This window comes from Alteromonas sp. RKMC-009, assembly GCF_003584565.2.
In the GTDB taxonomy this organism is placed as follows: domain Bacteria; phylum Pseudomonadota; class Gammaproteobacteria; order Enterobacterales; family Alteromonadaceae; genus Alteromonas.
Genome location: NZ_CP031010.1, coordinates 3,755,404 through 3,778,188 on the forward strand (window position 1 = coordinate 3,755,404; position 22,785 = coordinate 3,778,188).

A 22,785-nucleotide genomic window follows, 5' to 3' on the forward strand; every position below is an offset into this window, starting at 1 on the left:
TTCTTTAAACAGGCCGGCGGAATACCGACAAACTCGCCGTAGCCAGACACTGCACTTCGCTACCGTCTTGCGGCTCATTTTCAATGAAGCAATCGAACGTTGCAAGCCCGTCACCCACCAGCGCTTTTTCTTCACAGCGCACCGTGTACTTACCCGGCGCGAAGTAATCGCAATGGGTTTTAAATGAGCGCGTTCCGAGCAGAAACCCCAGGTGCGGCGTAACTTTCCCCAGCGCGAGCTGATGACCGGCAATGAGTGCGGCAGTCTGGCCCATGTATTCCAGACCAATCCAGGCAGGTACGCCCTTACCGGCTTCAAAAAACGGACTTTCGTCATCTACGTACGTGCGCGATGCCGATGAGGTTTCGGTGACATCCAGTACTTCGTTAATCAGTAACATGGGCGGACGGTGAGGAATTAACTCAAACAACCGGCTGTCGAAACGGGTTTCCTGCGACATTACTTCCCTTCCTCTGTGGTAACCGCTGTTAATAACGTGGTGTCGCCGGGCTGCCAGAAATCATAAAAATTAAACCATTGATACGGTGCGTTCAGGCAATGCTCTTCCAGTTTAGACGCAAACTGTTGCGCATAATGCTGTAAGTCCTGCTGGCGGGTCTTGCGGTTGATTTGCAATTTGTCACACAAAGGTGCCACATCAAACAACACCTTATTGTCTGACGCTTCACAGCGATAAGCAAACATCAGCTTAACCGGACACGCCAGCGCTTTTGCAAGCATGTAGGGACCGATGGGCAGTGGCGCATGTTCACCCAGAAACTGAACATCAACGGTGCGTTCCAGGCCACTCAGGGGAACACGGTCGCCGGCAATGAACACCCACTCGCCGGCATCAATTTTTTCCTTCAGCATCATGATGGTGGTGACATCAAACTCATCAACCTGAAAGACATTAAGACGGGATTCGTTATTTTCGTCCTGCATCATTTTAACGAAGTTGCCGGCGTGCTTGTCGTAAACCAATATGTTGATGACCTTGCTGCGGTAACGGTGCATAAAGCCCCGGCAAAACTCCAGGTTACCGAAATGAGAACCGATTATAAGCTGCCCTCTGTCATCGTTGTGCAGGGCTTCGATATTCTCCGGCGAGCTGAGTACAAAGTCTTTTTCTGAGATTTCATCCAGCCAGCCCAGCATCTTATCCAGAATCACTTCAGCAAAGGTTTTGAAATGCAGCAGCACATGACGGTAACCCGGCTTACTTTGCCAGATCTCAGGCTTAAACCGGTAATGAGCGGTCAGGTATTGCAGCGATGCCTCACGCTGCTCCTTACGACACAGCACAAAATACAGCGCCACCGGATACATGATGATTGAAAACACTTTGCGGCCGCACAGCCGGTAAATAAAAAACACCAGTCGCATGGCTGCCATGGTGCCGGCTTCACGGGTTTGCGACCAGTGCGCCTGCTGTTCTGAAGTTTTATCTGACGTAGTCATCGCTTCCTCTTTACTTACCCAACAAGGCACGAACGCGGGTGACTACCAGTTTTGGCAAGCGAATAAGCATGCCAAACATCAACCGTACATGCAGCCGGATCAGCATGAGGTTATCTTTCAGATAATGAAAATGGGATACGGTGTTTTCGTGATAAATCACCTTAGTAGGAATGAAGTGCAAATCGATGCCTGCCCATACCGCTTTCACCAGCAATTCCGGGTCGAAATCCATGCGTGGGCCAAGGTAGTAATTATCGAAAACCCGCTCAATTTGTTTGATGGGATACACCCTGAAGCCGCACAGGCCGTCTTTAATTTGCAAAGACAGTGTTTCCAGCGCTACCCAGAAATCGGTAATTTTACGGCCGTATTTTCTGGCGAATGGCGCGGTTTTATCAAAATAAGGCTGACCGGAAATAAAGGAATCAGGGTGTGAGCGACTGTAATCCAGCAGTTTTTGCGCGTCATCGATGTTGTGCTGGCCATCGGCATCCAGTTGCAACACGTGGCTAAAGCCCAGGGCACTGGCGTGATAGCAGCCGGTGATCACCGAAGCCCCTTTACCACGGTTCGTCTGGTGTCTGACAAGATGAAAATCCGGGTAAGGTTTAAGTAGTGCTTCCACCTTCGCCACGCTTTCTTCACCACTGCCATCATCTACCACAATGCAGGGTAAATTCAGTGATGCCAGCGCCGGCAGAAACTTTTCAAACAGCACTTCGTGTTTGTAATGAGGAACAATAATGCAATATTTCATGATGCGGAAAACTTAAAACTGCCCGTGGAGAATGAGTCCGTTTCGTTGGAGAAGTGAAACGACACACTGCCTTTAGCTGCATTGTGATTGAGCGTGAGCTGCATCTTTGCACCCGGCATGACCATGGTTTTGAATTTGATGTTGGTGAGTTGATGAAAACGGCTATCGCTGACAAACAACGCTTTTGCCAGCTTTCCCGCCCAGTCTATCTGCACCACACCGGGCAGCACTTTATGATCAGGAAAGTGACCGTCGAACCAGGCAAGATCTTCGCTTACCTTAAGCGTAATCTCAGCAGACGCTTCACCCATATTTACGGCCGTAATATCCGGCCCTTCCTGCGCGTTAAACAGTGCTTTCAACGCATGTATATCAGTCATCAACAATCTTATGCTTCTTTTTGTAGTGGCGCCGGAAAAGTAATTCAGCAACCACAAATACGGCAAAAATCAGGTAGGACAGTAAACCGTTGTAGAGTGTCCATACTGCTAAACTGCTAAACCAGGCTGTCCAGGCGGCCACCGCTGCATTGAGCAACAACAACAGCCCCCACGCCAGGCTCAGCGCCCTGAGATATCCTTTCGCCTGTGCCGGCGGATTGTGCCCACCAGCCCGGGCGAAGCGCTCTATCAGGGTGTGCTCATCAAGCAACGAAATCAGGAACAGCAGTCCCATTCCGGCGCTCATGATCACAGGGTAACATTTCAGCAGTATTTCACTGTTCAGAAATATAACCCCGGCGCAATATAACGCAATCACGGCAGTCATCAACCAGTCACTGGTTTTACGACTCCTTCCTGCAACCACCAGCCTGAAGATGGACACTAACAGTAACACCGCACCGAACCAGCGGGGGTCTATCGTGTCGATGTTAAGCCACACCACAAAGGGGTAAGCCACAGACACGAGTACAAAGAGCAGCGGAATTAAGTCCTTCGGGCCTCGCTGCCGCGGTGATGCACTCACGCCAGCACGCTTTGCCTGTAATTGCCCAGCACCGCCCGTTCTTCATCATCAATCTGCGTGGTCGCTTCGTCGCTCAGCATATCTTCAAAGTACGGGACAATTTTCTGCATAATGGCAATGTTCTTCTCCAGTGCCATTTCCACATCAATATCCGGGTTTTTCAATACGTCGTTGAGCTCGCCCAGACAAGGCACCAGGAATTGATCCATAAAGCTGCCTTTGGCGGGTAAAACCAAACGCTTCTGTGCTCTTTCAGCCAGCAACATCTGCATTTTCTTATTCAGCTTCTGGGTTTTCAGCAGGTTCGGGGTAATTTTACGCATGGTGTCTAAGTCGCCGATAGCGTCGGTGAAAAACAGCAAGGCAAACACACCCCAGTAATAGGTGTAATCCCAGACCAGCTTTATCGACATCATCTTACGATCGCCAAAACCGCCATACTGATCTTTGTAAATTGATAGAGTGTTCTCAAAGAACGAGTCGTAAAACTTGTGGAACAAGGCCGCTTCAAAACGAATGTCCTGCCCTTTCCTGTCACGCTCGATAAGATGGGTAACAAAGGTGTTATTCAGTGCGATGAAATCGCTGCCCGGTGAATAGAAAGGGTCAGCAAAGGCGCCGGCTTCACCTGTCATGGCCCAGCCAGAGTCTGAGAACATTTGCTTGCAGCCGTAGGAATAGCCTTGCATGACTTTAAAGTCGAGCAGTTCCGCCCCTTCAATGGCCTCTGCGCACAGTGGATGTTCTTGTTGTAACCATGCCATGGTGTCTTCAAAGGTGCTGATTTTGCTGTCGGCCAGCGCTTTATCGTCCATGACGATACCAAAGCTGGTGGCGCCGGATGCAAGGGGAATAATCCACACCCAGTAACCCGGGCCCATCAGATGATTGGTGCTTAACCAGCGTTTGCCCGGTTCGAGGACACGATTTTGCCAGGCTTCATTATCAGACCATTCATCGATAATGACTCGCTTATTGATGCGGAAGAAAACCGCGTTGCCCTGATGGCCGGTTTCAGTCTGCAAGTTCAGCTTATTTCGTAGTAACGCCTGACGGCCCGCTGCGTCGACTAACCAACGCCCCTGAACGGTAATCGTGTCGTCACCGCGACGGCAAACCACAGTGTGATTTTTATCGCCCAGTTCAATGTCTTCTGGCACTGCGCCATCAAGAAATACCACGCCTTTTTCTTTCAGCATGGTGTAGAGGTAGTTTTCCAGCGTGCCACGTTCAATTTGATAAGCCGGAATACCGAAAAGCTCGCTTACGCCCAGTTCATCATAATCGCTGTAGTCGTTTTGCACTTTTCCGAAGAACAGCCTGAGGCCGTACTTACGCAGATGCTTTTCCTTGAAATGGTCTTTCAAGCCAAGTACATCGGTAAAGTAGTGCGCACCAATTTCAACCGTAGACTCCCCCACTTTTGCCGTGGTGTCGTGTACCGGAAAGGTGTTCTTCTCAATAATAGTTATGGCGTAAGTGTCGTCGCGGTTAAGCAGTTGCAGCGCCAGGCTCATGCCTGCCAGCCCGCCACCGGCGATGATAATGTCCGTATTCGTCTGATCCATCATTTACCTTTCACAAGCTAAAGTGAGACTGGTTCCACTGCTTAGCGGAATGGTGATCTGCCCGTCAGGTTGATTCAACAGCTCAGCAACACACAATACCTTTGCCGCCGGGTTCTGAGCGTACATCTCTGTGAGATACGTACTGCCGGCATTGAGTGCCGGCCAGCTTGCATCTTCCTGCTGATTTACCATTGCTGTAAGCACTTTGCCTTCCACGTCGGCATCGTGTGGATAAATCACCAGTGAAAACGCAAAGGTTTCCTGATTAGGCAACACAGGCGTCAGAATATCTGCCACCGGCGCGTCATAAAACGTGAGCAGCATGGGCACGTTTTCAGTTTCGCACTGAATCATGGCCTCAAGAATGGTTAGCGACACCGACTTTTCATATCCGGCAACAGAATTGGCCGCGCTCATGGTGCCCGTACTGATAGTCCAGTAGCCGGCCGGCGCGTTGTGTACCGAGTTATGGAACTTGGTCGGAGACAGTTCTTTATGTTCAGACGCCAATGTTTTGCACATATAGTCGGTCAGGTCGGTATCGCCCAGGCCAGAGACAAACACGCAGGTAAGCGTATTGGGCTCAACACCGGCATCTTGCGTCGCCTGCCATGAACTCTCAACCGCCAACTTAACCGGCAACGGGGCACGGCGTCTTTCATTGGCGGGAATAATACCGGGTTTCGGGCTTTTCAGCTTTGCTTCGGGCAAGTCTGCGCCACCGAGCAGCGCTTGAAGTGCAGACCAGTTTTCAAAGTAGCTGCCCCAGGCACCGGTGCCTGCAATTTTACATTTCAGTGCTTTTGTCTGCATATTACTCTGCCCTGCTAAACAAAAGTGTACAGTTATTACCACCGAAGCCGAATGAATTGGTCATCACGTGCTGACACACTTTCTCTTCGTCTGTGGCTTTAATGGATAAATCCAGTGCCTCATCCAGCGTTTCCAGGTTCTTCGAACCCGGGATCACGTTGGTGTGCAAGGTGTCCATGGCAATAATGGCTTCGGTAATACCGGCTGCGCCCAGGGTATGTCCCATCCAGGCTTTGGTCGATGAACAACGTACAGACGCAGGGAACAATTCGGAAATCAGCTTTCCTTCAATTAAATCGTTAGCCCGGCTGGATGTGCCGTGAAGGTTAATGTAGTCCACCGACTCAGGAGACAATGCCGCCCGTTTCAGCGCCTGTGTCATCGACAATCTGGCGCCTAATCCATCAGGATGCGGGTGCGACATATGGTGTGCATCTGAGCTTTCGCCATAACCGGCCAGCGTAATGCCCCGGCCGTTGTCATTTTCACCCGCGCGCTGGAGTACGGCAAAACCGGATGCTTCACCCAGGTTAATCCCATCGCGGTGCTGATCGAAAGGCTTGCACGGGTTCGGCGACAGTAGCTGCAGCGAATTAAAACCGTGCAGCACACTCAGACACAGCGTATCCACGCCGCCTACCAGCACCGCATCAACAATACCGGTTTCCAGCCAGCGGGCGCCGGTGGCAAACACTTTGGCGGAAGAAGAGCACGCGGTGTTAATCGTGAGTGAAGGGCCTTTGATGCCGGAAAGGTGAGCAGCAAACAAGGCAGGTGCATGAGGATTATGCACAAACGGCTGCCTGAAAGCTTCGGTTAACTCATTGTCGCTGTTGAGTTTGGTATAGGCTTCTTCAGTACGGTCGATACTGGATGTACTCGATCCCATAACTAAACCAATGCGGGCAGCGCCGTATTTGCTGATTAACGCTGAAACCGTATGGCGAATCGTGCCCTGTTCATAACCTAATGCAGCCAGGGCATTGTTCCGGCTTTGCCATTGACCCAGGTCGTCCACCCCGTTGATTTGCTCAACAATGCCAATCCAGGTGTCCAGATCTGAACCTGGCAGGTTGTTCTTAATCAGGCCGCTTTTGTGCTGTTTGAGCGAAGTCCGTAAGGCGCTGAGATTAACCCCGGCCGCCGAACAGGATTCGTAATCGATGATATCTATTTTCATGTCGTCAAAGATAACCCTCAAATAGCTTTATTTACCGCCGATCCGAGGGTAACCGCCCGATTTTATTTATTCTTTTCAACAAATGCGGTTAAGCTGCGTAAGGTCTCGAACGCTTCGCGTGTACCTTCGTCTTCAGCTTTAATTTGCACGCCGTATTCTTTTGATATCGCTAATGAAATTTCCAGCGCATCAATAGAATCGAGTCCCAGACCGTCACCGAATAATTGATCTTCCGGATCAATTTCTTCCGCTTCCATGTCTTCAAGGTTGAGTGCTTCAACCAAAAGCTGAGCCATTTTTAATTCGGATTCTGTTTGTGTAGCCATAGTTGATACTGTCCTTACTATGTACGCTTCTCTCTGAAAGGGCGCTAGTTTAAACTAATGTTACAATAAAAACTATTTCTGCAAACCGGCATGTTTTCCGATTTTACCCCTTCAAAACCGGCAAAATTCATCAGTGATCAGGAGGTACACCTCTGGCTCGTTGATGTTGCTGATACACATGAAAAAAATGTCATGTCTCAATTGCAGTCGTATTTGTCTGAAGATGAAAAGCTGCGCATGGCAGGTTTTCGCAAGCAGGAAAGCCAGCACCGCTTTCTGGCAGCACGCGGTGCGCTCAGGCTCATTCTGGCCGGATTACAGAAAGCCGGCGATCCGGCTGACATGCGGTTCAGTGTCAACGGCCACGGCAAACCATTTCTCACAACAAACCCGGAAGATCTGCACTTTAATCTTTCCCATTCCGGTGACTTGATCTTAATTGCTATTACCCGTGGACGTGAGTGCGGTGTCGACATTGAACGGAGGAACAGCGCCCGCAATTTTAATGAACTGGCGGATTTTTACTTTCACCCGTGTGAACGTGATGTAATCTCAGCGGCAAAGGGCGATGCAGACATCATGTATCGCTTCTATACACTCTGGTCTTTAAAGGAAGCTTTCATCAAAGCGGAGGGTAAAGGTATGGCCATTGCCGGAGACAGCTTTTACTTTTCCGGTATTGATTCTTTGCAGCCTGAGGTAGTGACAACTGCGGGTTCTCAGACCAGCGGCCGGCACTGGCTATTCAGTTGTGAGTTTTACAGGCAGGATTACAGCATGGCCCTTGCCGTTGAAAAAATAAATGAAAGGGATATCACGGTTAAACGGCAACGCCTGGTCTTCGATTGATTTGGCAGCCAGTGATTATCCCGTGCCACGGCGGTAAAATTGCGTTAACGTAGCGCCGGCGTAAAGAAAACACTGTTGATAAAGGAGTTCGCAGTGCAGCATGTTAAACAGGCTCTGAAAGCGGCCTTCAAAAAAGCCGACAAGCCTCTGTTGGACCGGTGTATCACGGAGCAGCGTTCACCCGGGTTGCCAGACATCCGTCGAATTCAGCATTTTCCTGCCCGGCGGGTCATCCGTGCATCCCGGGCCTTTAACCGCCTTCATCACTGGCAATACGATACCCTGCATCCCTGCTTTCCTCTCTTTTTGGGGTTGTCACTGCACATCGACGTACTTACCGCTAACGCGTCGCCTTTTCCGCTGATGGGGCTGGTGCATACAGAAAATACCATAAATCAACTTTTGCCGCTGAATGCAGAAGACATGGAGATTACTTGTCATTTCAGTGATGTACGTCTTCATCCGCGGGGCATTGCCATTGACGTGATGCTGACAGTGACCCAGCAGGATATTGTGCGTCAGCAAATTACCAGTACGTATCTATACAGGGGCGCTTCCGGCGTGCTGAAACAGACCCCGGAAAGTGACGGTGCATATGTCTCAGGGCCTGAAAAAACCTTTACAGCCACCTCTGTAATGAACTTTGACGCCGCTGCAGGACGCCGGTACGCCCGTATCAGCGGCGACTATAACCCTATTCATCTTTACCGCTGGTGTGCCAGGCTGTTTGGCTTTAAACACGCCATTGCCCATGGCACTCATGTGCTTGCACGATGCATCTCAACGCTGAGCGATGCAACAGCGACGGGGCAGCATGCTTTTTCTGTTACCAATGCGTTCAGGTATCCCGTGCTGTTGCCGTCTGAAATGCGGCTTAACAGCAACGGGGAAGAAAGTATCGAAGGCAGTGAAGTGTCTGAAGTGTCTTTCGAACTGCGGGACAAGCAGGCAGTTCGCAGGAAGCAGGTAGTGCTGTGCGGACGCATCGGCGCACCGTTACAACACATACCGGCTAACCCGCGAAATTAACTGGCCTGCGCCAGTTTTTTAAGTAGTAAGGTTTTGAGTTCGTCTGCCGGCAGGGCTTTGCTGTAATAATAGCCCTGATATTCCTGCCCGTTCAGTGAACGGATAAATTCCAGCTGTTCTTCGGTTTCAATACCTTCGGTAGTCACTTTCAGGTTCAGTATTTTTGCCAGCGCAATGACCGATTTCACGATAGCTGCATCCTGATCATTAAATACCGCTTCCGACATAAAGCTCTTATCAATCTTCAGGCGGTCGATAGGGAACCGGCGTAGCTGGGCCAGATTGGAATAACCTGTTCCGAAATCGTCGATGGATAACGACACCCCGGCATCCCGTAAGGCCGACATAACGCCCTGCGCGTATTTGGGATCCTTCACCAGGGTGCTCTCCGTCAGCTCAAGTTCAAGACGGTTCGCTGCCAGACCGGTTTCCTCTAAAATTAATTTTACTGATTCCACAAAACCTCTGTGACTCAGTTGCAGCGCTGAAATATTCACTGCAATAGGCAGCGCCACACCAAACTCCTTTTCCCAGTTTGCTGAAAACTGACACGCTTTTCTGAGTACCCACTCACCCAACGGCAAGATAAGATTCGAATCTTCAGCAAACGGGATCAGTTCATCCGGCGTAACCGTTCCCAGTACGTCATCCTGCCAGCGGACCAGTGCTTCCACACCGGTGACTTTGCCTGTGCTTACCTCCACTTTAGGCTGGTACGCCAGACTCAGGCCGTCGTTTAATAAAGCCAGTCTTAGACGTTCATCCATTTTGCTCCGGCGCTCTGTACCGCTGGTCATATTTTCCTGATAAAACACATAATTGTTTCTGCCAGACTTTTTCGCCGCATACATGGCAGCATCGGCGTAAATCATCAGTTCATGTTTCTGTGCAGCGTGATCAGGATACATGCTCACGCCCACGCTGCTGGATACGTGAACCAGCATGTCTTCAATCTGAAATGGTTGCTGCAGAGACTCAACAATGCGAAACGCCAGACTTTCCGCCACTTTACGGGACGGATTGCCCTGAATGAGCACCATAAACTCATCGCCGCCAACCCTGGCAACCAGATCCGTTTCCCTGACCGCTGCACGTAACCGGTCTGCCGATTGCCTGATCAATAAGTCACCCACATGATGGCCCAGCGAGTCATTCACATTCTTGAAATGGTCCAGGTCGACGAAAAACACGCTGAAGGAGTCACTGCCCTGTTGCAGTAATTCCTCGATTTTTTCTTCAAAGTGCAACCGGTTAGGGAGCGTAGTCAGCGAATCACGGTAGACCATGCTTTTCAGTTCACGGTTTGCATCACTCAGCGACGCCGCCAGTTGGGCGTTTTTCGATGTCAGGTGAGTATCGTAGATAGACAGCACCAGAGCACTCAGCATAATGCTCACCGATACCGAGGCCACTGACACAGCCAGCCTGCCGGGAGACAAGCCATCCACCGGCATCATATGCATGCCTTCAGGATAAATGGTTGCCGCCATACCGGTGTAGTGCATACCGGCAATCCCCACAGCCATCACCATACCGGCAGCTACCCGAAACCAGAAGGAAGGACGTTGATTAGCGACCGGGTTCAGGCTGAACACTAACCAGAGTGCAGCAGCAGACGCGCCTACAGCGATGAGCACCGAGCAGGCAAAAATTAGCGGGTCATAACTCAGTTCACCATGCATTTGCATGGCTTCCATTCCCACATAATGCATGATGCACACGCCGGCTCCCATCAGCAGAGCACCAGCCGCCAGCCGTCCGGCTGTCGGGCTACCGTTACGAACCACCGCCAGCGCCAGGCCTGAAGTGAGAATGGCTGCCAGAAAAGATACCAGGGTAAGGGGAATGTCGTACATCACATGCGTGGACATATCCATTGCCAGCATGCCGATAAAATGCATCGACCAGATCCCGACGCCCATGGAAAACGCGCCACCGGTCAGCCATAAATGTGAGGCGATGCCTTTAGTCGCACGCAGGCGTCCCGCCATATCCAGCGCCGTCAGGGAAGCAATGAATGCGACACCAAGTGAGAGCGCAACAAGTCCGGGGTGATATTGTGCATCCATGTTCTTTCCTTTTTTTAACCGGCGGGTCAGTTGTCCGGTGGACACAACACCGGAAATTAGACTTAAGTCTAATAAGCTATGCGGGAAGGAAAAATGCCCGGTGATCAACATGGATATGTGGTTTCATACGTTTCCATCATACAAGCCTGCCCGGCCGGCCTGTGACGAGCGTCAGGCAAGGATCGCTGCAACCTTCTCTCTGAGTAAAGGCAGCACCCTGTTTTCAAACCAGGGATGCCTCGCCAGCCACCGGTTATTCCGGCCTGACGGATGGGGCAGCACCACAGCATCCGAACCTGATGAAGCTGTTTGTTCTACTGCATCAGTTAAGGTTTTGTACTCAGGAAAATAATATTGCTGTGAGTAGCGCCCGATATGGATCATGAGTTCAGGTGACAACTGATCGAGAACCGGTTTGTGCCAGGTGGCAGAACAGATTTTAGGCGGTGGTGCATCTGCACCATTCTTGTAGCCCGGAAAGCAAAATGCCATGGGCAGGTGAGTAAATAAAGACGAATAAAATGCTGACCGGTTCACCCCGAGCCAGAGGCGAAGTTTATCGCCACTGGCGTCATTCCAGGGTTGGTGGCTTTCGTGAGCTTTGATGCCGGGTGCCTGTCCGACAATCACAATTTTCGCTTCAGCATGCAGTTGCACTACCGGTCGGGGAGCATGGGGTAATAACCCTGAACACAGCGTGCAACGGTGTATGTCACTGAATAATTTGGCCGGTTCCGTTTCAGTCATAGATCCACACTGATTGCATAAACTTCAAACTCTGGCACTATGAACCTGCCTGAAAAACCATCAAATAATAAGGACATATCCATGACTTCGCTACTCAAGAAATACTTGTCAGCCGCCATCATAACATTCTCGTTGTTTCCTCTGGCAGCCAATGCAAAAGATTCACATCAGTATGCTGACATTCCGGCTCCGGAGTTTGAGTTTCTTTTTGAAGCCGTTGTAACACTTGATCCGCCCCTTGAAGTCGGTGAGACACGATACGGTAAACGCCGGATTATCGGCATTAATGGCGGTGAATTTCGCGGCCCCGAACTCAACGGAAAGGTGTTGGGAGGCGGCGCCGACTGGCAGACAGTGAGAAAGGACGGAACCGCAGATCTGGTGGCGGATTACAGCCTGCAAACCGACTCCGGCGAGATCATCTATGTGCATAATGAAGGGATCCGCACCGCTTCACCGGAAGTGCTGGCCAGACTGGCTAAAGGAGAAGACATGCCAGCAGCGTCTTACTATATGCGTACTGCCGCAAAGCTGGAAGTCGCTTCGGACAGTCCCTACGCCTGGCTGAATAAGTCAGTTATCGTGTCCACCGGTATGCGAAAAGCCAACAGCGTCGTCCTGCATTTCTACCGCGTTAAGTAACCACCATCCTCAAGCTGAGCGCAGAGAATCCCTCTGCGCCTCCTAATCAACCTTATTATTTTGCTGTGACTTTCCGTTTGCTGATTTTAAGCAGGTGGTCTGCGGTCCGGTCAATGGCCGCCTTCAACGGCTTTTTCTTCAGCTCAGTGAACGATGCCAGCACCCGGCAGGCGACCAATGCGAAGACGACAGCAAGAATGTAGCTGGTCCAGCTGGCTGCATCATGGAAAAACGGCACCAGAGATAACAGTAGAAATAGCGGAGTGTGGTACAGATAAATACTGAAGGAGAAACAAGCCAGCGCTTTCACAGCTTTGGTTGCCAGCTCACCAATCCTGATACGCAGATGGTATGCACTGTAAAAATTCACGACTGCCAGCAGAGCCAGAAAATAATCCCCCAGAAACTGCTTGGCAGGAATAAATTTAGGCGGCGAGCCGAGTACATAATGATTAAATTCATCCAGCACAGAATCAAAAGCAGTTACCTTTGTTGCAATAAATCCGAGTAAAGTTGCAGCAAACAGGAATAACGCCGTGCCCCGGCCCGGCGTGTATTTATCTTTGCACACATACAGCAATGCGCCCATTCCCCACAACGGCAGAAACAGCGCAATATACGGTCCCATGATCAAAACTACTGCGAAAATGAGTAACCAGCGGTAGCGGTTTGCATAAAGCACCACGGCAATAAATACGTAATACCAGACTTCATAACTTAGCGACCAGTACGGGAAGTTTCCGGCGGGGAACAGGAATCCCAGCCACGACTGGGAATAAAAAGTCAGAAAAATAGGATAGTACAACCAGGCTTTGTTGATGGTGTAGTCTACCGGTTCGCCCTGAACAGATGTATGAATAAGGCTGGCAATGATTCCCAGCAGCAGACCGGGCACAGCCACAGAGTAAATCCGCGCCATCCGGTTGGTGGCGAAGGAATACAGGTTTTTATCTTTCTCTTTCCCGCACCAGGTTATAACAAACCCGCTGAGCACGAAAAACAATACCACGCCATCTCTGCCCAGGCGGGCTTCTCCGAGAATATCCTGAAGCCATAATGGCCCGAAGTGACCGGCGTGAGACAGCAGTACCAGAAAGGTGGCAACTACCCTGACCATCTCAAGGTATACAGACAATCCTTTGTTCATTAGTTGTTCCTGAACATTGTTACTATTCTGAACGCAGAGTAAACCGTGACTTTACCATATACAACCTCTTGTCACTCCACCGTGCGCTTGAGCGGATCCCACCAGAATATTTTTAGCCACGCTGTGCACAGGGCTATCACTGACAGGCTGACAACAAAGGGTTCCCAGGCTTTAATGACCATAAAGATTGGTGCTGCGGTTAATGCTGTATGCCAGACAACACCCACCACCACATTAGCGGCATCTTTTTTAAACTGGTTGTTCGCAGTTATTGCGACGCCATCTTCCTGCAGTGCCCGCACGACCGGCTGCCACCAGCCCCAGGGACGGGTTTTCTGATAGAACGCCTTCAGCACTCCTATATCATCCGGTCGGGTGAGCAGGCTGACGCCAATGCACACCAGCAAGCAGAAACCGAATAAAAACGGGAACGCATACAACGGCTGGATATCGGTGAACATAAGAAAGACCGACAGAATAATTCCCGCCGTCATGCCGCAAAAGAAAGCCATGCCATTGAAACGCCACCAGTACCACTTCAGTACATTCGCTGCCGTATAACCACCGTATAACGCAGACACCAGCCACATCACCATGCTGTTCAGTGACGGTACAAACAACCCGAGTAACGAACCGCAGACGATGAAAAGAACAGACACCAGATAGCTGAGTTTCAACGCCTTTCTTTCCGGTATATCAGGATTGATGTAGCGTTTATAAATATCGTTGACCACGTAGGCCGGTGCGGCGTTTGATGTGGCAGCAAAGGTAGACATGAAAGTTGCCAGCAGCCCTGCAATAATGAGCCCCAGCAGACCGGACGGAATAAAATTGGCCAGGGTCAGCGGTAATATTTGCTCGAAATCTGCAGCGCTGTCCATTTGATTTAAAGCCGGCGTGAGATAAACCAGCGCCAGTACGGTGAGCCCGGTGACCATCATGTAGCGGGGAAATAACAGTACAATACTGACAAAACCGCTCATCTTAGCCGCCTCTGACGGTGTGCGCGCAGCAAGAATACGCTGCATATCAAAGTTAGGCGCCGGCCCGGCCAGACTTTGCAAAATGCCTTTGAAAAGCCCCAGCATAATGAAAAGCGAAAACAGTGAATAACCGTCACCGGCAATCCGTTCATTAGCCTCAGGCAACAACGTTTGCCAGTCCAAATCCAGTTGCCAGCCAAACGACAGTGATGTCCATCCCTCAGGCACCACCGCAGCCAGCATATCCGGAGAAACCTGCATCATTGCAATCACACCGATGGCAATGCAGGCCGCTGTCATGACTAAAAACTGTAACACCTCGGTGTAGACCACACTCACCATGCCACCGCGCACAACATAAAGCGCGGTAAACCCGGTGATCAAAGCGCCGTAAAGCACTTCGTTAAGCCTGACATCTGCACTTAACTGCCAGGGCAGGAAGGCCGCAGCGAATTTGCCGATACCGGTGAATCCGTAAGCGAGAAGCCCCAGCACACTGATCAACGCAAATACAACAACAATGATATGGCTCAGCGTGGCACCCCGCCCTTCGCCAAACCGGAACCGTATCCATTCTGCGCCCGTCATCACACCCGATCTGCGCAGCCAGATGGAAAGGAAAATCATAAGAAAAATTTGGTTAAAACTGGGCCAGAGCCATGGAATGAATACGCTTTTCAAACCATAGATAAAAAGCAGGTACACCATCCACATGGTGCCACTGATATCGAACATGCCTGAGGCATTGGACAGCCCGAGGAACGGCCAGGGGATTTTATTCTGGCCGAGAAAATAATCTGTTGTGTTTTTTTTGTTAAATCTGGCTATTCCCATTCCAAGCAGAATGACAACACAGAGATAGCCAGCAATGACGAGAACGTCAAAAGACGACAACTTCATAGCATGTTCCATTAAGGCCGGTGAGGCTCAGTCACCATTTTACCTTTTTGAAACCGGTTGTCGTCAATAAACAATGTATTAACGAATGTAACCCGTCAAACGGTGTGACGCTACTGCCCTGCCGTTACAGATGTAGCGGGCCAGTTGTCCGTTCTGAAAGGTACTGCGGGTAAGCCTTCCCCGTTCACCAGATTCACGACCGGATAATCAGCCCAGGCATAACGCACGGCAACAGGTTTCTTCACATTCGCATTAGTTAATATAATCGTCTCACCGTCCAGTTCCGCGTCAGCAAGAAAGAACCGCTTATCTTCACCGGCGATAATAAAGCCTGCAGGTGCGTTACCTTCTGTTGTTGTCAGGCCCTCAGCATTGCTGAAACGTAACGTCACTTTATCGCCTTCAATATCCATACCTGAAAAGTCCGGCCCTGACGTTACGATATCCTGATGGCCGTAAGCCTGCCGGGCCGCCTGACGCCATAACCTCTCGCCCACAGGCCGCTTGTTTTTAGGATGAATGTCGTCCGGATTACCCACATCAATAGACACAGCCATGCCGGTATCCGGCAGAGATAAGGTTTCCTTTTGTGCATCCCGCAGGTAAGCCCATGCACTGTCAGGCTGTAAAGCCTGTGGTTTCAAAAATGCTGAAAGCTGCACAAACAGGAATGGAAATGTGTCGTCATCCGCCTTTTTACGCCATGTCCTGATCAGTGTTTTAAATAAGTCTGCGTAGTATTCCTGACGATCGACATTGCTTTCGCCCTGATACCAGATAACGCCTTTTACCCGGTAAGGTAGCAAGGGGTTTATCATCGCGTTATACAAAAACCCGGGAGTGAAGGTGTAGTTTTCTACCTCAGGAACAGGGGGTTCAATGGTATTAGTGCCCCGCCATTGTCCGGATATATCAACTTTCTCAGTGCCGACTTCGCGCCAGATTTGTGCCGGCCGGCCCACATAGGCTTTGTTATCCCAGTCGTTCGTCACCCGGATAGCGAATACGTTTTTTCCCCGCCGCAGCCACTTTTCAGGCAGGTGATGCAGTGAATCACCATTGCGCCAGTCTTCTTTCGCAATCACGTGACCGTTAATAAACACAAAAGCGTTCTGAACAATGTCACCCACATTAATCGTGACAGGTTTTGACAAATCATCGTCTGTCAGCGTGAAGGTATGCCGCAACCAGGTAAATTCAGTAAACGGTGTACTGTTCGGCAGAGTGACTTCAGGCCATTGACTGTCATCGAAATCAACCTCAGCCGCACCGGTAGCCAGTGCTACGGCTTCGCTGTCGATACGACGCCACTTTTCGGTATTTCGCGTGTCGTTATCACGCAGCGTTTTTGCCCAGTCAGGGTTACCTTTTACTGCTTCAGCCTGTTCCCGGTAGCCGGGCACAGTTTCAACCGTCGCCAAATCAATCCAGGCTTCTGCCGGTGTGCCGCCCCAGTTGCTTTCAATAATGCCCACCATTACATCTTCTTCTGATGAGACTTTTTCAGCAAAAAACCAGGCCACGGCAGAGGATGCACCGGCAGTGCTGGCATTGGCGACCAGCCACTTGCTGTCAGGCAATGTGGTCTGCACTTCCGGCGACAGGGTATTTGGCACGTCATAAAGGCGAATGCGTGCATTACCGGCTTCAGCCAGTGCTTTTTCATTACCCGTGACGTGGTCTTTTAAGTCCCATTCCATGTTGGATTGCCCGGCGGCGATCCACACATCGCCGTACCACACATCATCAAATGACAAGGTATTATCGCCCTGCACAGAAAGAGTATAAGGGCCGCCTTTTGCTTGTGCCGGTAACGAAAGGGTCCAGTTCCCGGAAGCTGTTACCGTTGTGGTTTGTTCCACGTTATTTATCACAACACGGACAGTTTCGCCGGGCGCACCTGTGCCCCACACATTGACCGGTTTGTCACGCTGTAACACCATGTGATCAGTAAATAACGTCGCTATTTCTGCTGCAGATGCGTGCACTGACATGACAAGGGATAGTGTCATGCACAAAAGGCTTTTTTTCATTTTAATTTCCTGAGGTTAACCGGCGTGCACGCAGCAAGAAGAGTGCTATTTAACAGCCCGCGTGCTTTCCCGGATAATGATTTCAAACGGTAAAATGTATTCGGTAAGTTTCGGCTGTTCACCTTCAATTATGCGGAACAGCAATTCGGCAGCTTCTTCCCCCATTCTCACAGCAGGTTGCCTGATGGTGGTCAATGGAGGATCGCAGTAATTGGCCATATCCAGATCGTCAAATCCGGTGACAGAAATGTCATCCGGCACTTTCAGACCTTTCTCTTTCAAGCCCTTAAGTGCACCGATTGCCATTTCATCGTTAGCACAGAAAAGCGCCGTAGGCCGCTCGTCCATATTGACGAAATGCTTCACTGCATTAAATCCGGACCAGAAGGAAAAGTCGCCTTCAACCACCAGCTCTTCATCAAAGGCAATGCCGGCATTCTCCAGCGCCTGTTTGTAACCATCCTGCCTGGCCATGGAGTGAAGGTTGTCTTTCAGGCCGGAAATCATACCGATGCGGCGGTGGCCCTGACTGACCAGATACGTCACCATTTTGGCAGCGGCTTCTTCATTGTCGATGCGAACAGAATAGTAAGGGGTACCGGCACAGCCGGCCGCATTCACGGCTTTTACATCTTTAATAGGCAAAACAGCTTTGTCATTGTGGGGAGTCAGCTGAATTAATCCGTCCGCCTGACGGGTTTCCACCAGTTGAATAAATTCCTGCTCCCGGCTGGCACTGTCACGGGTATCACCGAGCAACACATTAAAACCATGTTTTGCAGCCGTATCTTCAACGCCACTGATTAACTGGGCGAAGAACAGGTTTGCAATGTTAGGTACCAGCACCACAATGGTGTTAGTGCGCTGTAAGCGAAATTTTTGAGAGGTGAGATTTGGCCGGTACTGCAATTTCTCTATCGCCTGATTCACACGGCGGAGACTTTGCTTTGAGACCATTTCAGGGTTACTGATAGCTCTTGAAACGGTGGCTATTGATAAGCCTGACTCTCTGGAAACATCACGGATAGTGGCCATAGTCGATACTTTCTACGCTGGAAGGGTAAGGGAATTCAACAAACTCCCTTCACGCTTTTTTAATAATTCATGCAGTGTAAAACATCGGGGGTACTAATCGTACCCCCGCTTCACGACTTTCTGCTTACGCTCAGAACTTCGCTCTTACGCCCACGATGTAGCGGGTTTCATAGTAGTTCTGGAAGGCGTACTGATCTTCCCATTGCAGGTAATAATCTTCGTACTCGCCAGTGATGTTCGAGCCCTGCGCATACACAGAAAAGTTCTCGTCAATGTCGTAGCTGGCAGAAATGTCCACATAAGATGTCGGCGCCTGATAAAGGTTCAGTGCTCCCCAACCCCCCTGACCGGCTAAGCGTTCGCTACGGTAGTTGTAAGCAATACGAGCTTCAAAACGGTCGCCCTGATACCAGCCGATAACGTTAAACTGGCGCTCAGAGTTGTCGTTAAACATATTCTCTTCGCCGTAAATGTCAGTACCGGAACCTTCACTGGGTGAATAAGTGAAGTTAGTATCCATACCGAAGCTGGCTAACAGAGAGTCACCTTCAATGAAATCACTGAACGCGATTTTCGCACCGATTTCGAAACCTTCCAGTGTACCACCGTCACCCTGAACCAGCGTAGTGATTGGTACGCTGCGACGCACGATACCGTCCGCATCAGGCATTTCCATGTCTACCGTCTGGTTCACAGTGAAGCTGTCAATTTCAACACGGAATAGTGCAGCAGATACCATACTGGCCTGACCGGGATACCATTCTAACGACACGTCGTAGTTAGTCGAGCGCCATGGATCAAGCTGCGGGTTACCCGCCAGGCTACCACCGGTCACAATGAACTGACCTTGTGTCGGGCTGCCTTCTACTGAATCTAACGCATTACTTAACGTTAAACCTTCACCGTACTGATTCAGGTTAAGCGGTGTCATGTTTTCTGAATAGGCAAAACGTGCAATTACGTTGTCCGTTATGCTGTAAGACAGGTTCAGTGTTGGTAACACATCAGTATAGTCACGGCTTGAAACCACATCGCCTGTATCAATAGCGGTACCACTGTAAGGCAGGTTGTCACCGGCAATGTTCTGCTTCACTGTAAGGTCAGTTTCAATAACACGAATACCCACGTTACCAGTCAGTAAACCGTCCATACCTTCGAAGTTTGCCTGCAGGAAGTAGCTTAACTCAGCTACATCAGCGCTGAAGCTGGAACCGGGAACGATTTGTTTTACCGACTCACCGAATACGCGGTTATGGAAGGCTTCAGGATCATCGTAATCTGCAGGATCAACCGCCCAGATTGCAGGAATACCGGAGACAGGGCCGAAGTCTGTGACCTGTACCACGTTGTTGTACTGATCAAGAGGAATGCTTTCCAGAGCGGCATAAGGCATGAATTCGCCGTTTACCATCTCGCCGTCTGAACACGCTGGTGCATCAGCATTCAGCAGTACGTCTGTCGCTTTCCACTGTGCCATACAGCCGGCGGTTTGTACCGGTGAAAACAGGTGATAACGCCCGTAGTCTGCGCTGCGTTTACCATAGCGGATACCGCCTTCGATGCTGGTCACGTAACCGCTGTCGAACAAATATTTGCCTTTCATGCTAAAGGCGTTGATGTCGCCTTCTGAGTTTTCATTGTTCTCAGAGCTGAACGCGCCGATGTTGTAGCTGGACAAATTGCCCATGTAATCGGCAATAGTCGCGCCGTCGCCAAGGCCGCCGGCCAGTGAACGGTCAAAGCCACTCCACACAGGGTGCTCACCGGTAGTGTCATAAGTCAGATGCGGATTTTCGCTGTAGCCCATTGCATTGATAGCTTGCAGACAGCCGCCGTCATCGCCCACAACCACATCATCGGGTCCGCACTTGTCAGAAGGAACGAGGTTAGTTGTACGACCCAGCGTGGTTGACCCGTTGGTCATATCGCCTTCGTTATAACCGTGACGGTGTTCCTGCGAGGCACGCCCGATAATTGCACGGAACTGACCACTGAATGCGCCGCCGTTATCGTAATCTAATTGCAGGTTAATGTTGGTAGAACTGTTGTTGTACACATCATTCTGAGTGAATGACTTCAGACGTGACGGGTACAGTTCAGCCGTTTGCCAGGAATACATTTCGCCGCCGTCAATCATTGCACCGGTGGCACGTTCCTGCGTTGGCGTAAACCAGCCGCGGGGGCCCCACTTGTTGGTTGCACTTAAACCGACTTTACGGTTGTATTCTTCCTGCTCGGTGTAGAATACATCTGCGGTGAAAACAAAACCTTCACCCAAATCAACCTGCATGGATGTGTTCAGGCCCAGACGCTCACGTTCAGTGCCCTGATTCCAGGCAGAAAAACCTTGTGAACCTAAGATAACGCGGCCATCACGGCCGTCCACGCCAACTTCCGCAGCACTGGTGCGGTCGGTCCAGCCGGCATCGCCCGGGCTGCCGGTATTGATACCATTATACGAGTTAGCCAGATTCACATTGGCGTAGGTACCGGAGATCATGAAACCCACATCGCCGTTCTGCCAGTTATACAATGCAGATAAATTAGGATCGTTCTTTTTAGTTTCATCGCCACGTTGCATTTCTGCTGCACCGCTGAAGGTAGAGCCTTCTTCAAAATCAAACGGACGATAAGTTTTTAAGTTAACAGTACCGGTGATACCGGCATTGCCCAGATTGGCTGTGGCATTTTTAAATACATCAGCACCACGGAACAGAGGTGACGGGATATCGCTGAAGTTAGGTTGAGTGGATACAACAGAGTTTGCACCAAGATACTGTTCACCGTTCAGCTGAGTGACTACCTGAGGTAATCCCCGGATATTGAGTGAACCACCCTCACCCGCAGTACGGCGAATTTGCACACCGGAAATACGCTGCAAAGAGTCTGAAATTGTTACATCCGGCAATTTACCGATATCGGTTGCAGCAATAGAGTCTACAACAGTGGCTGCCGTTCGTTTGTTGAAAATGGAAGCTTCCTGAGAGCCGCGGATACCGCTGACGTTAATCACTTCGATATCACTTTCGTCAGGTACTTCTGTCTCTTGTGCGAAGGCTGTTACAGGTTGGATGGCCGCTAGTACGCACAATGCCAACACCGAACGTTTCACGCCATGTTTTCCGGCAAATGTCTCTTTCATCTCTGGTCCCTAATTGCGAAAAAATTTTCTTAAAAAGGGTGCAATTTCGTGTCCTCCCGATACCACACCCGTAATGTAACCGTTTTCAGTCAGAGGCAATCTATTACATTAAAACTTACTTTTCAATAACAGCAATTTTACAGCACAACCTAAATTTCAGACAGTATACTCACGTAATTAACATAATTTAAAAAACCATATAATTCTTAAACTTAACCTAAAAAACCCTTACTAAAAAGGCGGATTACCATACCCTCAAAAGCCAGGTTAAGTCTGAAAAGCCTCACGATGAATGGTTTTATTTTTCAGACGAAATAACGGAACACTATTCAATTTAAGAAACCGTTATCAGTAACAAAAACCACACCAAACACTAATAAAAAATTTATTATTCAATAAGTTAAAAGTAAATCTAACAACAATACACAGAAATTATTGAAACCGGTTACATAAATGCGCTAAGGTACACCGCAAATTGTTAAATCAATTTACACAGCATCACAAAAATAAAACGTTCCGGACACCAGTTGGATTTTCAAGACCCATGATGAATCGAAGACAACTTCTTAAAACACTTACCGCTGTAGGGGGCATTGGCGCAACATCCCTGTTAAGCGGCAATGCCATCGCTGCCGCTCAGCACTTCAGAGGCGATGCCACTGCGGCATCACCGGCATTATTGAGCGTCAATGCATTAGAAACCCTGCGCCGGATTTGCGCGCTGACAATTCCTCAAACCAGCACACCTGGTGCTGCTGAGGTCATGTGTCACCACTTTATCGATCATCAGTTAAGTGTGGTGTACGGCGAAGAGGAACAGCAGTCAGCTATCGCACTGCTTGCCAGCATTAATAAGAACGCCACATCCTTTGGCGCTAAACAGTTTTCCCTCTTGAACGAAGCGTCCCAATTGCGCTTGTTAACTGCCCTGGAGAAAGCAGAAGCCCCCTTTTCTGCCGATCAAAAGGGCACGTTCAAGTTCCTTAAAAGCCTGATCGTGTTTGGTTATTACACATCTCAGCCGGGCGCGACAAAAGAACTGACCTACCTGCCTGTACCCGGCGGATTTAAAGGCTCAGTGCCTCTCGCCTCTGTGGGCAGCGCTTACAGCTCTAAAGCTTATTACTAGCCGGAAGTA

General features: G+C 50.0%; 20 protein-coding genes. 4 read left to right on the top strand and 16 right to left on the bottom strand.

The genetic code is table 11. From position 1 onward, the window contains the following. Positions 1–4 precede the first annotated feature (4 nt). The 9 genes from DS731_RS16595 to DS731_RS16635 all read right to left on the bottom strand — a co-directional run bounded on the left by DS731_RS16595 (position 5) and on the right by DS731_RS16635 (position 7,071). Positions 5–460 carry an ApeP family dehydratase gene (locus DS731_RS16595; protein ID WP_119502381.1) on the bottom strand — a complete coding sequence of 152 codons (456 nt, stop codon included), beginning with the start codon at positions 458–460 and terminating at the stop codon, positions 5–7. Then, on the bottom strand, positions 460–1,461 hold the full coding sequence (locus DS731_RS16600; RefSeq protein ID WP_119502382.1) for an LpxL/LpxP family acyltransferase: 1,002 nt from the start codon (positions 1,459–1,461) through the stop codon (positions 460–462). Before DS731_RS16600 ends, DS731_RS16595 begins: the two co-directional genes overlap by 1 nt. A 10-nt stretch (positions 1,462–1,471) precedes the next feature. Continuing rightward, positions 1,472–2,218: a glycosyltransferase family 2 protein gene (locus DS731_RS16605; protein ID WP_119502383.1), complete on the bottom strand. Its 747-nt coding sequence runs from the start codon at positions 2,216–2,218 to the stop codon at positions 1,472–1,474. Further along, complete coding sequence (locus DS731_RS16610) at positions 2,215–2,598, bottom strand: ApeI family dehydratase (RefSeq protein WP_119502384.1); 384 nt, start codon at positions 2,596–2,598, stop codon at positions 2,215–2,217. Before DS731_RS16610 ends, DS731_RS16605 begins: the two co-directional genes overlap by 4 nt. Further along, positions 2,591–3,184 carry a hypothetical protein gene (locus tag DS731_RS16615; protein ID WP_119502385.1) on the bottom strand — a complete coding sequence of 198 codons (594 nt, stop codon included), beginning with the start codon at positions 3,182–3,184 and terminating at the stop codon, positions 2,591–2,593. Before DS731_RS16615 ends, DS731_RS16610 begins: the two co-directional genes overlap by 8 nt. Continuing rightward, positions 3,181–4,755: an NAD(P)/FAD-dependent oxidoreductase gene (locus tag DS731_RS16620; protein WP_119502386.1), complete on the bottom strand. Its 1,575-nt coding sequence runs from the start codon at positions 4,753–4,755 to the stop codon at positions 3,181–3,183. Before DS731_RS16620 ends, DS731_RS16615 begins: the two co-directional genes overlap by 4 nt. After that, positions 4,756–5,565 carry a beta-ketoacyl synthase chain length factor gene (locus DS731_RS16625; protein ID WP_119502387.1) on the bottom strand — a complete coding sequence of 270 codons (810 nt, stop codon included), beginning with the start codon at positions 5,563–5,565 and terminating at the stop codon, positions 4,756–4,758. Between the two features lies 1 nt (position 5,566). Next, a complete protein-coding gene (locus tag DS731_RS16630; RefSeq protein WP_119502388.1) occupies positions 5,567–6,745 on the bottom strand; it encodes a beta-ketoacyl-ACP synthase in 1,179 nt (392 codons plus the stop codon). 62 nt (positions 6,746–6,807) lie between these two features. Further along, positions 6,808–7,071, bottom strand: a complete 264-nt coding sequence (locus DS731_RS16635; RefSeq protein ID WP_119502389.1) for a phosphopantetheine-binding protein — start codon at positions 7,069–7,071, stop codon at positions 6,808–6,810. A 192-nt stretch (positions 7,072–7,263) separates the two neighbouring features. Here DS731_RS16635 and DS731_RS16640 point away from each other — a divergent pair, with 192 nt between their 5' ends. Beyond that, a complete protein-coding gene (locus DS731_RS16640; protein ID WP_232373394.1) occupies positions 7,264–7,920 on the top strand; it encodes a 4'-phosphopantetheinyl transferase family protein in 657 nt (218 codons plus the stop codon). Between the two features lie 93 nt (positions 7,921–8,013). Beyond that, positions 8,014–8,949, top strand: coding sequence for a MaoC family dehydratase (locus DS731_RS16645; RefSeq protein WP_119502391.1), 936 nt, complete (start codon positions 8,014–8,016; stop codon positions 8,947–8,949). On the opposite strand, the gene DS731_RS16650 is transcribed toward DS731_RS16645, so the two are convergent. Both DS731_RS16650 and DS731_RS16655 read right to left on the bottom strand, forming a co-directional pair. Continuing rightward, on the bottom strand, positions 8,946–11,018 hold the full coding sequence (locus DS731_RS16650) for a putative bifunctional diguanylate cyclase/phosphodiesterase (protein ID WP_119502392.1): 2,073 nt from the start codon (positions 11,016–11,018) through the stop codon (positions 8,946–8,948). The genes DS731_RS16645 and DS731_RS16650 overlap by 4 nt on opposite strands. 171 nt (positions 11,019–11,189) lie before the next feature. Continuing rightward, the gene (locus DS731_RS16655; protein WP_119502393.1) at positions 11,190–11,765 is read right to left on the bottom strand and encodes a uracil-DNA glycosylase family protein; all 576 of its coding nucleotides are present in this window, start codon (positions 11,763–11,765) and stop codon (positions 11,190–11,192) included. 81 nt (positions 11,766–11,846) lie between these two features. On the opposite strand from DS731_RS16655, the gene DS731_RS16660 reads away from it, so the two are divergent. Beyond that, positions 11,847–12,407, top strand: a complete 561-nt coding sequence (locus DS731_RS16660; protein ID WP_119502394.1) for a DUF3237 domain-containing protein — start codon at positions 11,847–11,849, stop codon at positions 12,405–12,407. Between the two features lie 55 nt (positions 12,408–12,462). Here DS731_RS16660 and DS731_RS16665 read toward each other — a convergent pair whose 3' ends face one another. The 5 genes from DS731_RS16665 to DS731_RS16685 all read right to left on the bottom strand — a co-directional run bounded on the left by DS731_RS16665 (position 12,463) and on the right by DS731_RS16685 (position 21,647). Beyond that, positions 12,463–13,554 (bottom strand): acyltransferase family protein, encoded by a 1,092-nt coding sequence (locus tag DS731_RS16665; RefSeq protein WP_119502395.1) that lies wholly within the window; start codon positions 13,552–13,554, stop codon positions 12,463–12,465. A gap of 71 nt (positions 13,555–13,625) precedes the next feature. Further along, positions 13,626–15,437, bottom strand: a complete 1,812-nt coding sequence (locus tag DS731_RS16670) for a sodium:solute symporter family protein (RefSeq protein WP_119503464.1) — start codon at positions 15,435–15,437, stop codon at positions 13,626–13,628. Positions 15,438–15,547: 110 nt separating this feature from the next. Then, on the bottom strand, positions 15,548–17,470 hold the full coding sequence (locus DS731_RS16675; protein ID WP_232373395.1) for a sialate O-acetylesterase: 1,923 nt from the start codon (positions 17,468–17,470) through the stop codon (positions 15,548–15,550). A gap of 45 nt (positions 17,471–17,515) precedes the next feature. Continuing rightward, the gene (locus DS731_RS16680; RefSeq protein ID WP_119502396.1) at positions 17,516–18,505 is read right to left on the bottom strand and encodes a LacI family DNA-binding transcriptional regulator; all 990 of its coding nucleotides are present in this window, start codon (positions 18,503–18,505) and stop codon (positions 17,516–17,518) included. Positions 18,506–18,635: 130 nt separating this feature from the next. After that, positions 18,636–21,647 carry a TonB-dependent receptor gene (locus DS731_RS16685; RefSeq protein WP_119502397.1) on the bottom strand — a complete coding sequence of 1,004 codons (3,012 nt, stop codon included), beginning with the start codon at positions 21,645–21,647 and terminating at the stop codon, positions 18,636–18,638. 544 nt (positions 21,648–22,191) lie between these two features. Between DS731_RS16685 and DS731_RS16690 the strand changes: the two genes are divergently transcribed. Then, entirely contained in the window at positions 22,192–22,776 is a 585-nt protein-coding gene (locus tag DS731_RS16690; protein WP_119503466.1) for a gluconate 2-dehydrogenase subunit 3 family protein, read from the top strand. The last annotated feature ends 9 nt before the right edge of the window (positions 22,777–22,785 follow it).

Bases quoted from the DNA above. Each gene is read 5' to 3' on its own strand.
- DS731_RS16670 (WP_119503464.1), bottom strand. From the start codon at position 15,437: ATGAAGTTGTCGTCTTTTGACGTTCTCGTCATTGCTGGCTATCTCTGT.
- DS731_RS16600 (WP_119502382.1), bottom strand. From the start codon at position 1,461: ATGACTACGTCAGATAAAACTTCAGAACAGCAGGCGCACTGGTCGCAA.
- DS731_RS16650 (WP_119502392.1), bottom strand. From the start codon at position 11,018: ATGGATGCACAATATCACCCCGGACTTGTTGCGCTCTCACTTGGTGTC.
- DS731_RS16610 (WP_119502384.1), bottom strand. From the start codon at position 2,598: ATGACTGATATACATGCGTTGAAAGCACTGTTTAACGCGCAGGAAGGG.
- DS731_RS16620 (WP_119502386.1), bottom strand. From the start codon at position 4,755: ATGATGGATCAGACGAATACGGACATTATCATCGCCGGTGGCGGGCTG.
- DS731_RS16675 (WP_232373395.1), bottom strand. From the start codon at position 17,470: ATGAAAAAAAGCCTTTTGTGCATGACACTATCCCTTGTCATGTCAGTG.
- DS731_RS16685 (WP_119502397.1), bottom strand. From the start codon at position 21,647: ATGAAAGAGACATTTGCCGGAAAACATGGCGTGAAACGTTCGGTGTTG.
- DS731_RS16680 (WP_119502396.1), bottom strand. From the start codon at position 18,505: ATGGCCACTATCCGTGATGTTTCCAGAGAGTCAGGCTTATCAATAGCC.
- DS731_RS16690 (WP_119503466.1), top strand. From the start codon at position 22,192: ATGATGAATCGAAGACAACTTCTTAAAACACTTACCGCTGTAGGGGGC.
- DS731_RS16635 (WP_119502389.1), bottom strand. From the start codon at position 7,071: ATGGCTACACAAACAGAATCCGAATTAAAAATGGCTCAGCTTTTGGTT.
- DS731_RS16640 (WP_232373394.1), top strand. From the start codon at position 7,264: ATGTCTCAATTGCAGTCGTATTTGTCTGAAGATGAAAAGCTGCGCATG.
- DS731_RS16625 (WP_119502387.1), bottom strand. From the start codon at position 5,565: ATGCAGACAAAAGCACTGAAATGTAAAATTGCAGGCACCGGTGCCTGG.
- DS731_RS16665 (WP_119502395.1), bottom strand. From the start codon at position 13,554: ATGAACAAAGGATTGTCTGTATACCTTGAGATGGTCAGGGTAGTTGCC.
- DS731_RS16660 (WP_119502394.1), top strand. From the start codon at position 11,847: ATGACTTCGCTACTCAAGAAATACTTGTCAGCCGCCATCATAACATTC.
- DS731_RS16605 (WP_119502383.1), bottom strand. From the start codon at position 2,218: ATGAAATATTGCATTATTGTTCCTCATTACAAACACGAAGTGCTGTTT.
- DS731_RS16595 (WP_119502381.1), bottom strand. From the start codon at position 460: ATGTCGCAGGAAACCCGTTTCGACAGCCGGTTGTTTGAGTTAATTCCT.
- DS731_RS16655 (WP_119502393.1), bottom strand. From the start codon at position 11,765: ATGACTGAAACGGAACCGGCCAAATTATTCAGTGACATACACCGTTGC.
- DS731_RS16630 (WP_119502388.1), bottom strand. From the start codon at position 6,745: ATGAAAATAGATATCATCGATTACGAATCCTGTTCGGCGGCCGGGGTT.